We start from the raw sequence: 18,457 nt of genomic DNA on the forward strand, positions 1-18,457 counted from the left end.
TGCTCGTAAAAATACCATTTTCCATAGGGATAGTGAGGGTTGATGGAATATTCACCCCCTTCGGTTTCCGAGATAAACTCTAGGACAATAGCTGGAATTTCTCCTTCAAGATGGGGAGTATAACTGCGCCGAATTTTTCCGCTAGGAATCGGTTTTACTGAGGGAATATAAACCCAGTCAGGCGCTTTGACAACTGTTTGAGTTTTAACGGTAGCACATAAGCCAAAATTAGAGGCAATTAGCATCGATTCTAGAATTAATCCTGCTAATTCTAGGGATTCGCGTAAAGCTGCTGCTAAGAGAGGTTGCAGGTTATTGTCCACAGGTTCGTCAGGTAGAATAAAATCATCGGGCAGTTTTTCCCAGGTGATTATCTTTGATTTTGTCGGTAAATCAATGGCAGATGGTGTCATGTTTATCTCTTTTTCATTAAGAAAAGCCAAGAATACTTAAAAAAAGTCGGTTTTCCCTTAATCACCCTTGGCAGAAACTTTTTAGCGTCAAGACAACATATTCTAACATTTCCTCCGTTAATCCGGGATAAATGCCTAGCCAAAAAACACTACTCATGATTTTATCGGCATTACTTAAATCCCCAATAACTCGATAATTTAAACCCTTATAAAGAGGTTGTCGCAACAAATTTCCTCCAAATAATAGCCTTGTGCCGATGCGTTTTTCCTCCAAATGCTTAACTAAATCATTGCGGCTAAAAGGCGCATTTTCCTTGACAAAAATCGGAAACCCGAACCAACTCGGTTCAGAATCGGGGCTGGCTTCAGGCAGAATTAAAACATCTTGAAGCTCCTGTAACTTTTGATGCAAAAAGTCGAAATTTTCCAGGCGCTTTTTGATAAATCCTGGCAATTTATCCAGTTGCGCTACCCCGACGGCGGCTTGCATATCGGTCATCTTTAGGTTATAACCCACATGAGAATAGGTGTACTTATGGTCATAGCCAAAGGGCAAATCTCCTAACTGCCAACCGAAGCGCTTATTACAGGTATTATCTACCCCCGGAGGACACCAACAATCTCTCCCCCAGTCACGGAATGACTCGACAATCTTTTTCAAGCGGGTATCACTGGTTAAAACCGCGCCCCCTTCTCCCATAGTCATGTGATGGGCAGGATAAAAGCTAACCGTTGCTAAATGCCCAAAGGTGCCGGTTTTTTGCCCTTTATAGAGACTTCCCACCGCATCACAGTTATCCTCGACTACCCAGAGGTCATGTTTTTCGGCAAAAGCCATCACCGCTTCTAAATTAAAGGGATTTCCCAGGGTATGAGCGATCATAATCGCTTTAGTCTTCTCTGACAAGGCCGATTCCAGTTGCTCGATGTCGAGGTCATAACCGGGTAATTTAACGTCTAAAAAGACGGGAATTAGCTGATTTTGAAAGATGGGATTAACTGTGGTCGGGAAACCGGCGGCGACGGTAATGACTTCATCCCCCGGTTTAAGTTGTTTTTCCCCCAATTTAGGGGAAGTTAAGGCACTTAAGGCCACTAAATTGGCCGAAGAGCCGGAATTGACTAATAAACAATGTTTTACCCCCATCCACTGGGCAAAACGTTCCTCAAATTCCGCCGCATATCTGCCCGTCGTTAACCAGAAATCTAGGGAAGAATCCACTAATTTGACTAATTCTTGCTCATCAAATACCTTACCCGATGCCGGAATATAGGTCTGCCCCGCCACAAAAGCCCGGGGTTGAAATTTGTGCTTATAATATTCTTGTACTGCTTGAAAGACTTGCTCTCGCAGTTCTTGTTCTTGCTCAGATGTATTAGTTGGACGATGGATAGGTTGTGTCATGATTTATGCAATAATGTTCGTTAGAAAAACCGCTCGATAAAACTATTGGCTCTTCTGGTTTCTGTGTGGAAACGGGGTCTATACTGATAGTTTCTTCAGCAAAATAGTCCTAAAAGTCTTTCCCAGTAAATATTTCACGATTCTATAAGCAAAAATTATCACACAAGTTCTGTCTTTAAAATTGTCTAATTTCAATTTAGAACAACGTCTCCAGAAAAGAGTTTTTTTCTGACTTTCCGTTAATTTAATCCATTCATTATAGGTAGGAAACGCAAATTCCTCAAAAAATTTCATAAATCTTTCACAACCTTTTTCTACAGTAAAATCCTTAGCCCTTTCCCGGGCATTACTGACCATGTTAGCATAAAGTTCGGGACTACTCTTTAACTTACTAACTGCTGAGATAGCTTCGTCCAGAGAATTAACCAAAAGAAAGTCTAAGTCGCTTTTCTTTTCTGCTAAGATTGAGGACTCTGGAGTCATGATGGCTGGAACACCAGTTCGCCAACAATTGATTAATTTATTAGCGGGTTTGTTGATGTATGGGTTGCCATCGAAACTTCTAGCGGCAATAACCACATCTATATTACTATAGTCGTTCCACTTTTTAGGCTCAAGAATTGGCCACCACTTGCATCCTAGAGAAGATAGGGCATCACGCCATTTATCTGATTTCAGTTCTTCTGCTAATTGAGATTGATCACCAAGATAAGCCACATTTTCAACTAGACAGCCACGCTCTTTCAATCGAGGGATCAATCCGGGCTGAGGCCAAGGAAAAACAAGATAGTAAGGATTCCAAATAGAATTACGGTTTTTCTGGAAATCCACGGGATTATTAACAATATTTATATGGGCAGGTGGATAAAACTGGTAATCAGCTTTCATCGCAATTAACATAGCATTTCCTGGATATTTGTAAACACGACCAAGATATTTTTTGATCTCTAGCAAGGTTTTATCAAAACTCTGTTTATCCCCGAACACAATCCCTTCTTCAGGAATTGTGTTAATAACTTCACAATCTAAACCCGCCTTTTTAAGATAGATATAACTCGTCGCAATTTCCCCTGAAAAATGATCATGAATACCGAGGAAAGAGTCGGGATCTTGTCTATTAAATAACCGCATCTCCCTTTCATTTGTTGCGTAGAAGTAAACTTTAGTCATATTTGTTGAATTTATCCTAATGGTGAGGTACGAAGTCTCTGGTTTTGGGGAACGCCGGAATGTAGCGATAAATATTATGGAACACAAAAGCTACCTACTTTTTCACTGAAGACATCGGCCTGGTATAGCTCGATCTGTGATCGGGTTAAGTTTTGAAACCCTTGATTATTGCTAGGTGCAATTTGATTGGCTTGGTGATACCAAAGAACGGTTTCTTGAACTGTCCGCTCAAAATCCCAGACGGGTTGCCATTTTAGGGTATGGAAAGCCTTATCCGTGACTAGATTAAGCAATTTAGCCTCATGAACAGCATTCGGATCACTTTGATCGAGCCAAGTCCCCGGCCAAAGTTGTAGGATAGACTCAACTAACTCTTTAACCGGGCGATTAGAAGTCAGAGACGGACCGAAATTAAACGCCCCATATAACCCCCGGCTGTCTTGCTGCCAATTGGCCGTCATCAACTGCTCATAAATAGACTCAGCTAACCGTAAATAGCCCCCTAAAGGCTCTAAAACGTGCTGCCAAGGGCGAGTCGCTAGAGGGTTCCGCACCGGAATCGCTTCGGACTTCATCAAGGCCCGCATCGCATCGGGTACAATCCGATCTAGGGACCAATCTCCGCCACCGATGACATTTCCTGCCCTGGCGCTGGCAATACCGATGGGGGTTTGAGGGGTTTTAAAGAAGGAATTTCGCCAAGATGCGATCGCTAATTCCGCCCCCGCCTTACTAGAACTATAGGGATCATAACCCCCTAATGGGTCATTTTCCCGATAACCATAGACCCATTCCCGATTCTCATAGCACTTATCGCTAGTAATAAACACGGCGGCACAGGGATGAGTCAGGCTTTTCAGGGCCTCTAAAACGTGAATAGTCCCCATGACATTTGTGTTCCAGGTTGCCACCGACTCCAGATAAGAAAGTCGCACTAAGGGTTGCGCCGCTAAATGAAAGACTACATCCGGTTGCCATGAAGCGATTAAACGAGCCACTAACTCAGCCTCTCGAATATCCCCTATATGATGACTCAGGTTTTGAGCTAAGTCTAATTGCTCAAATAAAGCGGGGGTAGTATTGGGAGCTAAACTGAGGCCTTTTACCGCTGCCCCTAGATGGAGTAACCAAAAAGCCAGCCAAGACCCCTTAAAGCCAGTATGACCAGTAATAAAGACCTTTTTGCCCGACCAAAATGTTTCCTTTACCATATTTTCCATCTAGCTTGTCCAGTGTCATAAAGGTGATTGAGCATTTCCATTTCTCGATAAGTATCCATGCACTGCCAAAACCCTTCATGCTTATAGACGGCGAGTTCTCCCAAAGCAGCCAGGGTTCTGAGGGGCTGTGCTTCAAAAGTCGTCGCATCTCCCTCAATTAAATCCAAAACCTTGCGATTTAAGACAAAATAGCCCCCATTAATCCATCCTTCAGATGTTTGGGGCTTTTCTTGGAATTGAGTGACTAAATTACCCTCAATGATTAACTCGCCAAAGCGAGAAGGAGGACGAACCGCCGTCAAGGTGGCTAATTTACCATGAGAGTAATGGAAATCCAACAGATCCGCAATATTCACATCACAAACCCCATCCCCATAGGTGGCTAAAAAGATATCACTTCCAGTTTGATCTATATAAGAGGTGAGACGTTTAAGACGGCCTCCGGTCATGGTTTCCTGTCCCGTATCAACTAACCAAATACGCCAGTCTTCCTCATCATGTCCACTATCGAGTTTGGTCACTTTTTTATTGCCTAACTCTAAGAGGACATCACTGTGATTCCAATCATAGCTAAAGAAATAGTCCCGGATTATTTCCCCTTTATAACCTAGACAGAGCATAAAGTCAGTTAAGCCATAATGGGCATAAGTTTTCATGATATGCCAAATAATTGGCCGATTTCCGACAGCAATCATCGGTTTAGGTCGAAATTCGGTTTCTTCCCGCAGTCGGGTTCCTTTGCCACCACACAAGATAGCCACGGGAATGTTAGACTTATAGTCCTTAACTGTTAAACTGACCGATTGTATTACCATTAGATTATATAGTGAAGGGTCTTGAGAGTGACATCATCTTATCGAGGCAGTTTAACACGGGATTCCTGATTGTGTCCAAGATCTGTCTAAAAAAAATTTTGTTAAGCGAGTGTACCCAGTTTATTGCTAAACAGGCTCTTAAATCCTATAGCAGTTATCTTTATGGTGAGGTACGAAGTTTTCGTTTTGGGGAGTCGGCCAGTAATGCTAAATCAGGTTATACTTCATCTTTAACGCTATAATTCTGACCGAGTAGGACTAGAAATTCGTGCTACCATGTGAAGATAAATATTCGGGTATACGGTCACGAAGCTACCAGACAATTTTAGGATAAAAATACCGACACTTATGGGGAAATCAATCAATAAAGTCCGAGTAACGGCACTGATTTTAGGGATTCTAGCGATCGCCTTTGCCTTTTTCACCAGGATTGTCAGTATCTTTGAATACGTTACCTTCGATATCGGACCGGATCCCGATCAGATTACCCTTGGTTATCTTTCGATGGATATGTGGAAGGGAAACTTTCCTCAATTGGGACCACCGGGGGGTGGTGGAAAATATGGATTCACAATCCCCCCCCTCTATACTTATTTAGCCTTTCCTCTGACAATTTTCGGTACCGCTCCCGAATTTCAAGTCCTTACCAATGGACTATTTTCTTTTCTATCGATTCCCCTCTTAATCTACTTTGTTTATCAACTTTTAGAAAATGTAGAACAAGATAAACGTCTTCTCCTGTCCAGTTTGGCAGGATTTTGGTATAGCACGATCTATGCGGACTATTTCATTAATAATTTTTCCTGGGCCCCTAGCCCAATACCCTTTTTCCTGCTCGTTTTTGCTTTACTCTATCGGTTCCAGATGGAAACGACTAAGCCGCTGCTCTATCAGGCTATAGCTTGGATATTCTTCGGGATTACCGTCGCTATATTGGTGAGTTTACACACCACCACGATGTTAATTATCCCAGTGACTTGTGTTATTGCCTGTCTATGGTTTGTTTATCGCAATCGCAAGAATACTCGTAAATGTCTTTTGCCTTTTCTATCGATTCTCTCGGCAAATCTCGCCTTATTTATGTATTGGCACAGTGAGATCGTTCGGAATTTCGCTAATACGAGGGGAATCGTGAGAGCACTCACGGAGAAGGGGGCGAGCGGTGAACCATCGAGCAATCTGTTCACTCGTCTATTTAAAGCGATTTGGGAAACGGTTTATCTGGGTAATCAAGTGTTTTTTTTGAATGACAATATATCGATTTTCAATGTCGTAGTTTCTGCTATTTTTTTCGGCATTTCTCTATACATAGTCATCAAAAAATATCGAGGCAATAAAACACTTATCGGCTTTTTGGCGATCACTTGGATAATTTTTCTCTACGCTTCCTCTAATTATCCTGATGAGCATTTTTATTCCCATCGTAAAATCTTACTCTGGTTTGCTCCTATCCTCTTGGCGATCGCTAGTCTGGCCTATCTAAACTTGACTAAGACTTTCGACAGGATCCTCGCTCTAGTTCTAGCAATTATCATCGGCTATTCTATCGCAACTAATCTCTATTTCAATCAACGTTATCTTGCCAGTAAATACGGTTCCGAAAGACTCCTATCCGTGGCCGATACAGTGGAAATTATCAATCAGATTCCCGTTGGTTCAACCCTTTGTGATCCAGCCAAGAAACGCAAAAGAAAAGAGCGCGGTCAGTACGATTATATCGATACCTTTATGACCAAAAGAGAGCTAAAGATCACCAATGCCTGCCCATCGGGTAGTTATTACATCCAGCCGAAATTTAAAATGGCTATCCAAATGAACGATTTATTTCCAATTTTTACCCTCGTCAAAACTCACCCTCTCGATCGCCCGATGACTTCCCTTCTTGAAACCCCAGAAGCCTATCTCTATAAAATCGAGTAGCAATAAGTAGGTGGGTGGAATTAAATATAAGATGAACGTAGGTTGGGTTGAAGCATGAAACCCAACGCCTGATTATGTTACGCTACCGCTAACCCATCCTACAAATAATTGTGCCTCCCTACTTACCATCGTGCTAAAATAGGGAACCTCGAAATAGACAACTTATCGCCTTCCCCCGGAACTTCATTACAGACCAAAATATATTCTTGAGTTACTTTAGCAAGAGCTTTAGACGTAGGCGTTTTTAGCGAAGGAAGTCTCAAATTAGTTATGGCCTTTTGCGGAGGACAAAACCTATTCCTCCTAAAATGATTAAACCGATAACGATAGAAGGTTCAGGAACTTTGCTAAAAGTTAGGCTACCTTGTCCCGCAATACCCAAGCGAGGAGTATAGGCAAAAGCCGCTTCACTGAGGTTAAACAATCCGCTAGTCAGGGCAAAATTAGCGATGGGAAAGAAAGCATTAGTAGAGGTGACACTATAATCGATGCCAATAAAAGTCTCATCGAAATAATTGACCACGGGAGGGGCATCGGCCGAAGCGAGATTAAAGGTATTGGAGAGTAGATTAAAACTAATATTGGTCAAGGGGATAGATTCAAAATCCACTCCTGTAATCGCCGCATTATCGAAACTAGCCGAACTGGAATAAGTTCCCGTCAGACTTCCATAAGTTATGACACCTTGAAAATTGTAGGTGATATTTGCCCCTTGCAAACTATTGACATTAACACCAAAATATGCTAGGGCTAAACCTGTGATTACAGCAACTTTATTCATGGTAATTACTCCTTAAAAAAAACTCAGGTGGGCATTGCTCATGCTCACCTTTGTAACCCCTAAATCAGGTTTTATGTCAAGCTATTTTGAAAGCCTTGCTAGAAACCAGTTTTAGGGACAAGTATAATTACTCGCTTGCATAAATGAGATGCTCCCGTTGCTCATAAGCTCGATTAGGATTTTGAGGGTCAGGGACAAGAATATTCTTCCACCAAGACGTATTTGGATAACCGGCATTTTTCAGATCATCTAAGCCAATATTGTCGGGATGATAGGCATTCGGCGCACCATCGGCATCAATACTCATTTTTGATTGATAGAAAAAAGCGGTTTGTCCTGAAATTTGCCAAACAGAATAACCGCCAATTTCAAAGAGTTTCGTTCTTAGTTCACAGCTTATGGAAGAAGCTTCAATTTCTAAAGTAATCTTTTCACTAGCAACAGAATGATTATCTTGATCAAATCCTCTCGCTTCAATTTGACGTTTGCCGTTGTCAGTAAAACGATAAGAGACTGACCAATTGCCATTAGAAACTGAGCTATTACCGAAGTGCCACTTACTTTAAACGGTCGGCCCATGGGCATTGTTAGAATACGGAACTAAAGATTCGACAGATTGAAACCACGATTTAAAGGATAAATACCCGGTGGCAACCAAAATCCTTCTGTGTAGCCATTCTCCCATTGTATATAAACATGATCGAAGAAATCGAGGTTTTCAGCATGAAGGTCTTTAATTTGCCATTTAGGCCCGTTTATGCCCTTTTCGTGTTTGCCCTGTTGATCATCCCAATCATTCTCTGGGTTGGGAAACTGAGTCCTTTTTGCTCCATCTTTGGTGATGTAATAAATGTGATACGATTGATCCTGATTATTTCGAGGCGCTCTTGCTCCAATTGCCCCACGAGGTGCTAGGTAATCTTCTTTCAAAAAGTAGAGAAAACCGAGACGACGCAGTTTTGTCTCAACGCCTGTAACTTGAACATTATCAATTAAACAGGGGTCTTGGAAAAGTGCTTTGACAGTGGCTAATCCTAACTTTTCAGCCAGATATTTCATCACACAGGAGACAGAATAAGCACAGGGTGCATGATGAATACCGTATTGATCTTTGTTTTGTTCAACTAATTCGTTTAGTTTGTTTCGACCTTCCTCCGTTGCTTTCATAAAGGTTGTTTTGGACTGGAGGATGGGTAGGATTCCTTGTTCAAATAACCGGCATCCTTCTTCCTGACTTAACTTGTGATCTGTCGGCAGAGACTGGGTGTGTTCGAGTTTTTTAAAGTCATCTAAAACTAAACCCTCATAAATAGTTTTAGTATAATCTGAGGGAGCTTCCACATGAATCAGAATGCTGGTTTCTTCTTTATTTTGATTGGTTTGAGTGTTAGCGATAGCGGTAATTTTGCGATCACCAGGATTCGTGAATCCTGAATAAGTAATCGACCAAGAACCGTCTGCTTTAACCTGATTATTGCCTAGGGGATATTTGTCATCTGCTTTTAGTTCTACAGTGACTATTCCAGAATTTACTTTGCCTGTAAAAGTAACAGGTTTTAGACATTCAAAGCGAGCATGATTGGTAGGATTGATAATTTGTAGGGAAGTCATGGTATTTCTCCTATGGGATTGTTGAAAAATTTACTGTTAGACGAATTGATCGACCAATGAAGGATTAAAAGCGATCGCTTCCAGATCGGTACGATAGATACCAACTTTATGAATTTCCTCTGGTAATCTTGGCCAGATGTGAACTTCACTCTCAAAAGTGCGCCAAAATTGCGGGGTAATTCGGAAGACTCGGTTATTAACAAGGGGAAGTCCTGCAAAATGTTCTTGCATTCTGGCATTAACGCGCCGATTTAAGACCTCAAAGACTTTTTTGACCGTAGCAGGATTATCATATCCGTCGTAATGATTGAAAGTTATTCCTGTTTGATTTTGTAGCTGATTACAGAAGCTTTTAGGTTCTTCGGATCGTTGAACTTCTTTATAGCCATTAGCAAAAACATCATGAGCAATGGCTTCTAAATAAAGTTGTCTTTGAGCGGCGGGATTTTTAGCGTAGAAAAGAATTTTTGCCACCGACAAAGTTGAGCCAACACAATTGCCAAATGTTCCCCAACTACCGAAGGCCAATAAATCATCATAAGGTAACACAGAAGTGGCATTCCAAGCCCCATTAAAAAGTCGGCCATCAATGATAACTAATTTAGCGCGCTGCTCGGAAGAATAGTTCTTATATTGAGCCAGAAATTGCTCATCTAACTGGGCTTGTTTCTGGTCGTCTTTCTGATAATCATCAATACTACCATTTTGACGACGAGTTAGGATAGCGACCTCGAAATCCCAGTCAGTTTCTGATTCTTCTAACCCAACTGCTGGTAATTTTTCAGTCACAAGTTCTCGTGGTGGTCGTCTCCCGTCGTACCACATTTCAGTCTCCTTATTAGAGATGCGGACACGCACTTTAGTTTTAGGAAGAGTTTGAGCGATTCCCATTGCTACTAATTCATCTGCTCCCCAAGTAATTGGCTGTTTGAGAGCCGAGAGATTATACTTATCCAGAAGATTGTATAATCTTGTTTGCATTGTTTCTCGCACATCTTTGGATGAATGTTTTTGAGAATCTCCCATCGCACAAACCACCGCTGAGATTTTTCGATTCATCGACTGTAATAGACGGATAGATTGTTCGAGTCTCCACAACTCTTTGTCGTGTCTTTTTTTTGCCCAATCTGGATAAGGAGTTGCATCCGGTTGAGGAGGACCGACACCAACAAAAGATTGGACGATGACCGCTTTTTCAAATTGAGAAATAGTGGGGAGATAATCTTCGGGATATTGTAGCAATCGTTCTGCAATAATGAACGCTGTATCCTTGACCCGAAGCAGTGTAATCATTTGTCTAACTAAAGAATCTGTTTGTCTTCTCGGACTAAGAACGTACACAGGACAAATTCTTTCTGAACGGTTGTCTTGTCCATTAGGGGGAATCCCCACTCCATCTCCATCTTGTTCTGTTGGTCGATGATACACCTTAAATTGAGACTGCTTAATATCTTGTAATATCTTGGCCACAGGGTCATTACTTTTAATTTCGACATGGGGCATATAAGCGAACCATTTCGCCATCTCATTAACAGGGGTTGTTAATTCTAATTCCCAGTGATTATTGTCCGCAGATTTGTAATTATTAATCTCAATTTTATCTCCTGCTGTCAAGGAAAATTTTTGAGTAAGATCAGTAATCTGACTGCTATCTAGGGTAGATTGTTTGATAACAGTATTGACTAGAGCTTTCAGTTTTTGAGTAGTCATCATTTTTGCTCCTTTTTTGCCTGATTCTGGACAGGTTACTTTAACAAAAGCAGACGGTTCACAAATAGGATATTTTCCCTTTGTCAAGTTAAGGAAGTTACAGTGAGTTGGATGCTATCTCGATTATTGCCATAGGCGATGATCACATCGTTAGCAAAGCAGTAAAGCCGTCCTGTTTTTGGGGCTATAAACTGTTTATTTGCGCCGATGAGGAACAAACTATCTTGATCTTTATCAATTGAACCAATCAGTGAAAACCAAGCTGAATTAGGCATTCGTCGTAGTCCTTCACATAGTTTCAGCAAGAAATTAGGACTTTCATAACCATCAGCATTAGAGGTAATTGTCCAGTCTGTCCATTGACCTGTTGCTTGAAAATGATATTCTTGTCCAGCGACAAGATTAATTCCTGTATCGTTCCAGATTAGTTTTGAGTCTATGTTTATAGGGAGATTTGTGTTTTGCATTACCTGTTGTAAGGCTGATGCCAGTAAAAGTTTGTACATTGTTCGTGAGTAAATCACCGAATCAAAAAAGAGTAGGGTGATCACTATGAAAGATCATTATGATCACCCTTGAGTGAGTTATTCTTGAGGTTGAGGACAAGTTCCTAGACCCCAATCCACATATAGATCATGGGGATTAGTATCTCGTAGCCAACTAACTAATTTCTTGTAGTCAGCAATATCGTAGATACCAAGGCAACCTGCCGTTCCTGGACAGGGACCATGACAATATTTTCCATTCCAATCAATATGGATTTCAATAGCACTTCGCCGTGTGGAATTCGGTCCGACATATTTGATAGGGGTAGTAACTGGACCCAGACCATTACTAAAAACAGTCGGTCCATATTTATCTTTGCCACCTGCCCAGAGAATGTCATTAATGTACCATTTACCTTCAGGCAGCGGTTCCATGGAACCCGATACACTTTGAGGACCTGTACGGAATAGTTGTTTACTCCGTTGTCCAGAGCAAACTTTAAGATGATCTTTTACCTGTCCATTCTTGATATATTCCAAAATGAGAATATATAAACCATCACCGTCTTTCTGGTTAGTTTTAGTCAGTCGGAGATAAGTTCCTTCAGCAGGTTGAGGAGTAGGTGTGGGTGTTGTTTCTTCTCCCCACAATTTAGCCCAAGTTTTTGGTCCGACTTTCCCATCTGCTTCGGAGTGACCAAAAACGTCAGCTTGGAATTTTCTGACCGCCTCATCCGTGCCACTGCCAAAGATACCATCCAATTCTTTCTGGTAATAGCCTAAATCTTTTAAGCGTTCCTGCATTTCTCGGATGTCATAACCGGGGGCATCTTCATCACTCATGCCTTTCAGTAACAGTCCTCGATTTAATTGAGGTGGATTTTCCACTAGAGAAAGTGTCTGATTACGACCTGCGAATACAATTTGTGTAGCTTGCGGAATAGGACTCCCCGGTTCGGCAAGATGAAAATTCCGAGCATTGGGATATTGTTGCAACAGATCGATCAAATCATCTTTAAGATGGGTTTCTAGTTTAACAACCTCTACCACTTGTTGATCATTGTAGGCAACAACTACTGTATTTCCCCCATCTAAATATCCTTTCAACCAAGTTACAGAATGTTCAGGAGAGACTTCAAGCTCAATAGGAGTTCCAAAACTATCATTTTTACGGAATAAAGCTTCCTCATCTTTACGGCGATTGGTTAACCCCTCAAGCACAACTTGTACTCCGTTAACTGTTGCTTTATTCCAACGTTTAAATTCATTGGCAGCCCCCTCATAATCCTTCTCATTCAGTTTACGTCGTAAGGTACTTTCTTTAAAAGCTCCGATGCCTACGTTATAAGCAAAGGAAACTAAAGCGTCAAACTGATTTTGATGAAGATCAACATTTACTAATTCATCTACAGCTTTGGCTTTTTCCTCACATTCATTGACAAGGAAGCCTTCCGCCTGTTGATCAGTAATCTTATCCCCTTCCCGAACACGTCGTCCATCAGGATAACAAGTTGTTCCAATCCCAATTGTCCAAACGCCAGCAGGACATTTATAAGCGGTAAGCTTGCAACCTTCCCACTTTTTGATCAGATCAATACAGTTCTGTGATACTTTCATGGTAAATCCTCCTAATTAGTTCAGATTATGAGTGTTTATGTAGGTAAAGTGTAGGCGACATTTTTGAGGGAGAGAAGTGCTAAACAGAGACTATTTCTTTCTTTCTGAAAGTGCCAAGCTCTTTCTCAAGGATCATTTGAATTTCGGGAATAGCGGGTTTATAAGGGGGATTAACATTCAGGTCTGTCCAGCGATTTTTAACACTTTCATGCAAATTGCTAACATCCCCTTCAAATTGGCGAGGTGCTGTTCCCGCTACATTAAATGGCCATTTTGACGTATTATCAAAATACGCACTACAATTGGGATGAACTCCATGTTGAATATAACTTTTATCTAAGGTCAAACCCAAGGCTTCGACTTGTTCCATCATCCACAATAAAGCTCCATCGGATAGGCCAGATTCTTCCTGAGAACCTCCACCAACGCAACCATGACCCCCCGGAAACCAAACTTGAACCACTTGTTCTTTTTGTTGTCTGATGTGGGTAGAATGGGGACGCATTAGCGTTACATCAAAGACTTTACGAATTTCATCAATGGCAACTGCATGAAACGCCTTTTCAATTGTGGGATTGATGGTCGAATCATAAAAGTGATAACGTTCGTTGAACTTTTCATCTAAATGCAGAGAATGAACGATATCGGGGATACCTAAAGAAGCAACCGTATCCCAACAGCATAAGGCTTTAATGGGAACCCGTCGTCCATACTGATTACGGAAATCAATGGCATTTTTACCGTTAGGTGCGTTATTTGGGTCTTGTTTTTCTCGGTAAATTTCGTAGGCTTTGGGGATTTGTCGGATAAATTCCCGATACAACAAACCACAATTATAAATTAACCCGGCTAAACAGCGTACAGTGTAAGCTCCCCGACTAAACCCAAAGAGATAAATTTCATCTTCAGGTTGATAGTTTAAGCACAGAAAACGATAGGCATCCTCAATCTTATGATCCATGCCAATGCCTAAAGCACCTCCACCAATTTTAATTAAAATATCAGTCACCTCGGCATTAGTTTGTTTTGTCCCAATGCCTTCGTCATAATAGATGATTTGACGGATGGGGTTGCCCTTAGTATCATCAAGTGGCGTGATAGCCTGCACCATTTTGACAACATTGGTAGGATAACCTTGTCCTAAATCTTGCCAAGTTCCATCACAACAAACAATAAGACGGCTTTTCATAGCGATGAACCTCCTAGGTTTCTTAAAAGTCGCCAGTTTACGGAATATTTGAGGATTCTAGTGAATCATGACTCAAAATTATCGAGATTTTCCTTAAGGTAAAATTTCCGCAAGACTCAACCAAGATAAAGGAAGTTCTAACTCTGTTCGGAAGTGAAATAGATGAGTTAGATAGCTGGCGTGACTAGGTAAAATTAGATGCGGTATTTATACTTACTACTTTAGATCGTCTATCAGAATTTACTGCCCTAAGGACTGCAAATTAATACATTTCTTTAGGTTTCTGTATATAAGTTTACAGAATATTGTTGAGCTATTTATTAATAAAAAAAGTTGAGTTTGATTGCAAACCATCTTAACACCTAAGCTCGCCAAACTGAACTTTAGCCGATTCTCGATCGCAATTTTGGACCACCCTAACACTTCCCTCTTTTGCCACGAGGATTTTTACCGAGAAAAATGATCTGTCTGCCTGAGAACAGGCTATAGTGATCATCAAACCCTCAGTGAAAAACTTCCCGTGTCTTCAGTATTCCGTCTTCCTCCCTATTTTTCCCCCGCTCTGCAGCGTCGAGTCATGAGAACTCTCGCTGCAAAAAAAACCCGTCAATTCTTGACATGGGCGGCAGCTTGTGCTAGTTTTTTGATCCTCTGGGCGTGGAATTGGCAGTTAGTTCTGGCCACTTTAACCGGAGTGGGGGCAATGATTGGAGTTTACCATCTCCAGGGGCAAAACTGGCCATCGCTGTGGCTGTGGGGGCGTGCTTTTTTCAGTGCCGATAGCGGTAAGTTAACTTTAGCGGTAGTCTGTGGCGGTTTGGGCAGTTTAGCCACCTATCTCGCTGTGGCAATTTGGACCTATGCCGAAAATCGCTGGTTGGCCCTGGCCTCAATTTTGCAAGGATTTGGCACGGTTTTGACTTTAATCCTGCTAGGATGGCATTTTCTCGACCATCGCGGTCAAAATGAGTCAAAAAACTTCGATCGCTGGTTAGAAAAATTAACAGTCAATGATCCCTTAATGCGCTTAATGGCCGTCCGACGTTTAAGTGAAATGGAACTTTCCCCCAGTCGTCGAGAACAATGCCAAGAATACTTCCGTTATCTTCTCTCGCGAGAAACCGACACGCAAGTGCGATCGGCTTTATTGGATAATTTTTCTGGCAAAGAGGCAATCAAACCGCAACCTTTACAAATACCCCTACAGGTGAAAAAATCCCTCCTCAAATCAGTGAACAGTAATCAGTAATCAGTGAACAGTGAACTGAAAACTCACATCTGATAACAGATAACTGATAACTGATAACTGAATCCTACCCCACCATGAAGATGACGGCTAGAGGCTGAAGAGGATATTTTTTTTACACCAAAGTTAACTCGCGCTCCTCGATATTTTGGAACATCAGGGTACTCAGATAACGTTCCCCAAAACTAGGCTGAATCACCACAATTAATTTACCCTCATTTTCCGGTCGTTGGGCCAGTTGAATCGCGGCGCAAAGATTGGCACCGGAAGAAATCCCCGAAAGTAAACCCTCTTCTTTTGCCAGACGACGACCAAATTGAAAAGCTTCCTCATCACTGACAGTAATTACCTCATCAATCAGATCTGTGCGTAAAACTTCCGGAATAAAACCCGCACCGATACCTTGAATTTTATGGGGACCGGGATTACCCCCAGAAATCACCGGACTATTGAAAGGTTCCACCGCGACTACTTGAAAACTAGGTTTACGAGATTTAATCAATTCAGCGACTCCCGTAATCGTGCCTCCAGTACCCACACCCGCAACAATAAAATCTACCTGTCCCTCCGTATCTTGCCAAATTTCCTCAGCAGTGGTGAGACGGTGAATTTCTGGGTTAGAAGGGTTGCGAAATTGTTGCAACATATAAGCGCCGGGGATACTATCGACAATTTGCTGCGCGCGTAAAATTGCCCCTTTCATACCTTGGGAACCGGGGGTAAGTTCTAGGGTAGCACCGTAGGCTTTTAACATCGCCCGGCGCTCTAAACTCATCGTTTCCGGCATAGTTAAAATTAAGCGATAACCCTTAGCTGCCGCAGTCATCGCTAGGGCAATTCCCGTATTGCCAGAAGTGGGTTCCACTAAAACCGTGGTTTCTGGATTGATTAAACCCGCTTTTTCGGCACTATTAATCATGTGAGTGCCAATGCGGTCTTTGACGGAAGCAGCGGGATTCATCCCTTCTAATTTCATCACAATTCGGCCAAGACAGCCCTCCGCTTGGGGAATCCGATTCAATTGTACTAAAGGTGTGCGGCCAACCAATTCGGTGACATCGTGAGCGATACGCATGATATTTTCTCTGTCTGGGTGATTCGTGTGCTTAGTTATAGCGTTGACATACTCCCCCGCATGAACGACGGGGGATTCTTATTCATAGTTCAAAGAAATCCACTTGTTATCTCTGGTTTCCCTTCAATAGTAGAGGCGGTTTTCTCCCCATGCTTTCGGTCTTCCGACCCAGATTCCCAATGCCCTTGGGTACTGTTTTGCCATTCCATCCCGAGAACTTCCATTCCTCTTTTAAGAATATTTAAAGCCGCATTTGTATCACGACAGATTTTAATTCCACAGTGAGGACAAGAGTGAGTTCTAGTGCTTAGTGACTTTTTCACCCGATGACCACAATTAGAGCAATCTTGGGAAGTATAGTTGGGTGCAACCGCAACTATTGCTTTATCCCAAATTTGGCCATAGTAGTCTAGCCATTGAGTGAATTGATACCAACCTGCATCAGTAATAGACTTAGCCAAGTTATGATTCTTGACCAGATTCGACACTTTTAAAGCCTCATACACCACAACATCGTTAGATGCCACTACGTTTCGGGCTAACTTAATCGCCCAATCTTTCCGCTGGCGTTGAACTTTCAGGTGGAGTTTACCCAGTCTTTTTCTGGTTCGATGGTAGCTCTTGGATTGAGGTTTTGCCCCTTTCCTATACTTTTTACTTAATCGTTTTTGTTGACGTTTTAGCCTTTTTTCTGCTTTTCGCAAATACTTAGGATAAACTACAGCATTGTCGTTTTGGTCTTTGTAAAAATATTGCAATCCCAGGTCAAGACCGATAACATTGCCTGTATAGTTTCCCTGCTCTTTGCGGTCAGCATCAAAGCAAAATTGGGCATAATACCCGTCGGCTCGGCGTACAACACGAACACGATTAATCTTTAGTCGAAAGAGGTCTTCTCTTGTTTCCTTGTCGCAATAAAGAGAAAAAGCACCGGCATTAAAACCGTCAGTGAAAGTAATATACATACAATCCTCTGAGAGTTTCCATCCCGAAACCTTATACTCAACAGAGCGACAATGCTTTTTGAATTTTGGATAGCCTTTTTTCTTTTCTCCTTTTCGACAACGAGTATAGAAGTTAGAAATAGAAGCCCAAGCTCTTTCTGCACTGGCTTGACGAGCGGCAGAGTTTAACTTTTTGGCAAAAGAGAACTCTTGAGCAAGGACTTTGCACAGTGCATATAAATCATTTCTTCCTACCCCCGAATTATCCATCCAGTATCTAACCGCTTTGTTACGAATAAATTGGGCGGTACGGATGGCTTCATCCAGAGCTTGGTATTGCTCTTTAGTGGCGTTTAGTAGCTTGGCTTCTCTAACTATCATGTCTTGATTTTATCACAAGAGGTGGTTGATAAGTAACTATTGAGAAGAAAAAGCCGCCAGGTCGGGCGGGGAACTTTAAACCCAATTTTTCGGTAAGCTCTCAGCTTTAGCGTTTGAGAATTTCCTCACTAGCCAAGGAGGCGCTATATAGCTCACTTATAGCAAAGGCCAGCCCTAGATCGGCAAAATTTCCATTTTCCTTTGTTTCTTCACCCAGTCCGAGTTGATTCCCAGAGACAGGCAAAACTACCATGACCGATAAGATTGCTTTTTTCCCAAAGCTTATACTTGTACTAAAATAACTATGGATAGTTTACTAAAGTCAGAATTACGGTCTTGACATCCTCACCGCCGTGAACGGACGGTGATTCCCAAACCTCACGATTTAGGTTTCTGCTTCTTTCCCGAAGGATTTTTCGCACCTGCCTTAACAGATTTACTCTGTTCTGGTCTTATGGTCGCTCTACAGACTGAC

At 41.9% G+C, this 18,457-nt stretch carries 16 protein-coding genes and 1 pseudogene; 2 read left to right on the forward strand and 15 right to left on the reverse strand.

Annotated elements, in window-relative coordinates; translation table 11 throughout:
• The 5 genes and pseudogenes from EWV66_RS00040 to rfbF form a co-directional block, all read right to left on the reverse strand.
• Positions 1 to 413: pseudogene (locus tag EWV66_RS00040) on the reverse strand (hypothetical protein); the annotation flags it as partial.
• 61 nt (positions 414 to 474) lie between these two features.
• Positions 475 to 1,818, reverse strand: a complete 1,344-nt coding sequence (gene rfbH, locus EWV66_RS00045; protein WP_287109019.1) for a lipopolysaccharide biosynthesis protein RfbH — start codon at positions 1,816 to 1,818, stop codon at positions 475 to 477.
• A gap of 78 nt (positions 1,819 to 1,896) precedes the next feature.
• A complete protein-coding gene (locus EWV66_RS00050) occupies positions 1,897 to 2,988 on the reverse strand; it encodes a glycosyltransferase (RefSeq protein WP_287115868.1) in 1,092 nt (363 codons plus the stop codon).
• Between the two features lie 74 nt (positions 2,989 to 3,062).
• The gene (gene rfbG / locus EWV66_RS00055; protein WP_287115869.1) at positions 3,063 to 4,208 is read right to left on the reverse strand and encodes a CDP-glucose 4,6-dehydratase; all 1,146 of its coding nucleotides are present in this window, start codon (positions 4,206 to 4,208) and stop codon (positions 3,063 to 3,065) included.
• A complete protein-coding gene (gene rfbF / locus EWV66_RS00060; protein WP_287109015.1) occupies positions 4,193 to 5,023 on the reverse strand; it encodes a glucose-1-phosphate cytidylyltransferase in 831 nt (276 codons plus the stop codon). Before rfbF ends, rfbG begins: the two co-directional genes overlap by 16 nt.
• Positions 5,024 to 5,371: 348 nt before the next feature.
• Here rfbF and EWV66_RS00065 point away from each other — a divergent pair, with 348 nt between their 5' ends.
• Positions 5,372 to 6,943: a hypothetical protein gene (locus tag EWV66_RS00065; protein WP_052276411.1), complete on the forward strand. Its 1,572-nt coding sequence runs from the start codon at positions 5,372 to 5,374 to the stop codon at positions 6,941 to 6,943.
• A 268-nt stretch (positions 6,944 to 7,211) separates the two neighbouring features.
• On the opposite strand, the gene EWV66_RS00070 is transcribed toward EWV66_RS00065, so the two are convergent.
• From EWV66_RS00070 to EWV66_RS00100, 7 genes are all read right to left on the reverse strand, one after another.
• The gene (locus tag EWV66_RS00070) at positions 7,212 to 7,724 is read right to left on the reverse strand and encodes a PEP-CTERM sorting domain-containing protein (protein WP_052276412.1); all 513 of its coding nucleotides are present in this window, start codon (positions 7,722 to 7,724) and stop codon (positions 7,212 to 7,214) included.
• Between the two features lie 127 nt (positions 7,725 to 7,851).
• Positions 7,852 to 8,031 carry a hypothetical protein gene (locus EWV66_RS00075; protein WP_002756784.1) on the reverse strand — a complete coding sequence of 60 codons (180 nt, stop codon included), beginning with the start codon at positions 8,029 to 8,031 and terminating at the stop codon, positions 7,852 to 7,854.
• 293 nt (positions 8,032 to 8,324) lie between these two features.
• Positions 8,325 to 9,335, reverse strand: coding sequence for a hypothetical protein (locus EWV66_RS00080; RefSeq protein ID WP_287109013.1), 1,011 nt, complete (start codon positions 9,333 to 9,335; stop codon positions 8,325 to 8,327).
• A gap of 36 nt (positions 9,336 to 9,371) precedes the next feature.
• The gene (locus EWV66_RS00085) at positions 9,372 to 11,045 is read right to left on the reverse strand and encodes a DUF4127 family protein (protein ID WP_287109011.1); all 1,674 of its coding nucleotides are present in this window, start codon (positions 11,043 to 11,045) and stop codon (positions 9,372 to 9,374) included.
• Between the two features lie 83 nt (positions 11,046 to 11,128).
• Complete coding sequence (locus EWV66_RS00090) at positions 11,129 to 11,551, reverse strand: hypothetical protein (RefSeq protein WP_052276414.1); 423 nt, start codon at positions 11,549 to 11,551, stop codon at positions 11,129 to 11,131.
• Positions 11,552 to 11,629: 78 nt separating this feature from the next.
• The gene (locus tag EWV66_RS00095) at positions 11,630 to 13,147 is read right to left on the reverse strand and encodes a glycoside hydrolase family protein (protein ID WP_052276415.1); all 1,518 of its coding nucleotides are present in this window, start codon (positions 13,145 to 13,147) and stop codon (positions 11,630 to 11,632) included.
• Positions 13,148 to 13,226: 79 nt separating this feature from the next.
• Positions 13,227 to 14,336: a T6SS phospholipase effector Tle1-like catalytic domain-containing protein gene (locus tag EWV66_RS00100; protein WP_287109010.1), complete on the reverse strand. Its 1,110-nt coding sequence runs from the start codon at positions 14,334 to 14,336 to the stop codon at positions 13,227 to 13,229.
• Between the two features lie 520 nt (positions 14,337 to 14,856).
• On the opposite strand from EWV66_RS00100, the gene EWV66_RS00105 reads away from it, so the two are divergent.
• A complete protein-coding gene (locus EWV66_RS00105) occupies positions 14,857 to 15,585 on the forward strand; it encodes a hypothetical protein (RefSeq protein ID WP_052276417.1) in 729 nt (242 codons plus the stop codon).
• A gap of 112 nt (positions 15,586 to 15,697) precedes the next feature.
• Here EWV66_RS00105 and cysK read toward each other — a convergent pair whose 3' ends face one another.
• From cysK to EWV66_RS00120, 3 genes are all read right to left on the reverse strand, one after another.
• Positions 15,698 to 16,657 (reverse strand): cysteine synthase A, encoded by a 960-nt coding sequence (gene cysK, locus EWV66_RS00110; RefSeq protein WP_052276418.1) that lies wholly within the window; start codon positions 16,655 to 16,657, stop codon positions 15,698 to 15,700.
• A gap of 89 nt (positions 16,658 to 16,746) precedes the next feature.
• On the reverse strand, positions 16,747 to 17,982 hold the full coding sequence (locus EWV66_RS00115; protein WP_072927423.1) for an RNA-guided endonuclease InsQ/TnpB family protein: 1,236 nt from the start codon (positions 17,980 to 17,982) through the stop codon (positions 16,747 to 16,749).
• Positions 17,983 to 18,088: 106 nt separating this feature from the next.
• Positions 18,089 to 18,235, reverse strand: a complete 147-nt coding sequence (locus EWV66_RS00120; protein WP_167341543.1) for a hypothetical protein — start codon at positions 18,233 to 18,235, stop codon at positions 18,089 to 18,091.
• Between the last annotated feature and the right edge of the window lie 222 nt (positions 18,236 to 18,457).

The organism is Microcystis sp. M_OC_Ca_00000000_C217Col (assembly GCF_007095585.1).
Lineage (GTDB): Bacteria > Cyanobacteriota > Cyanobacteriia > Cyanobacteriales > Microcystaceae > Microcystis > Microcystis panniformis.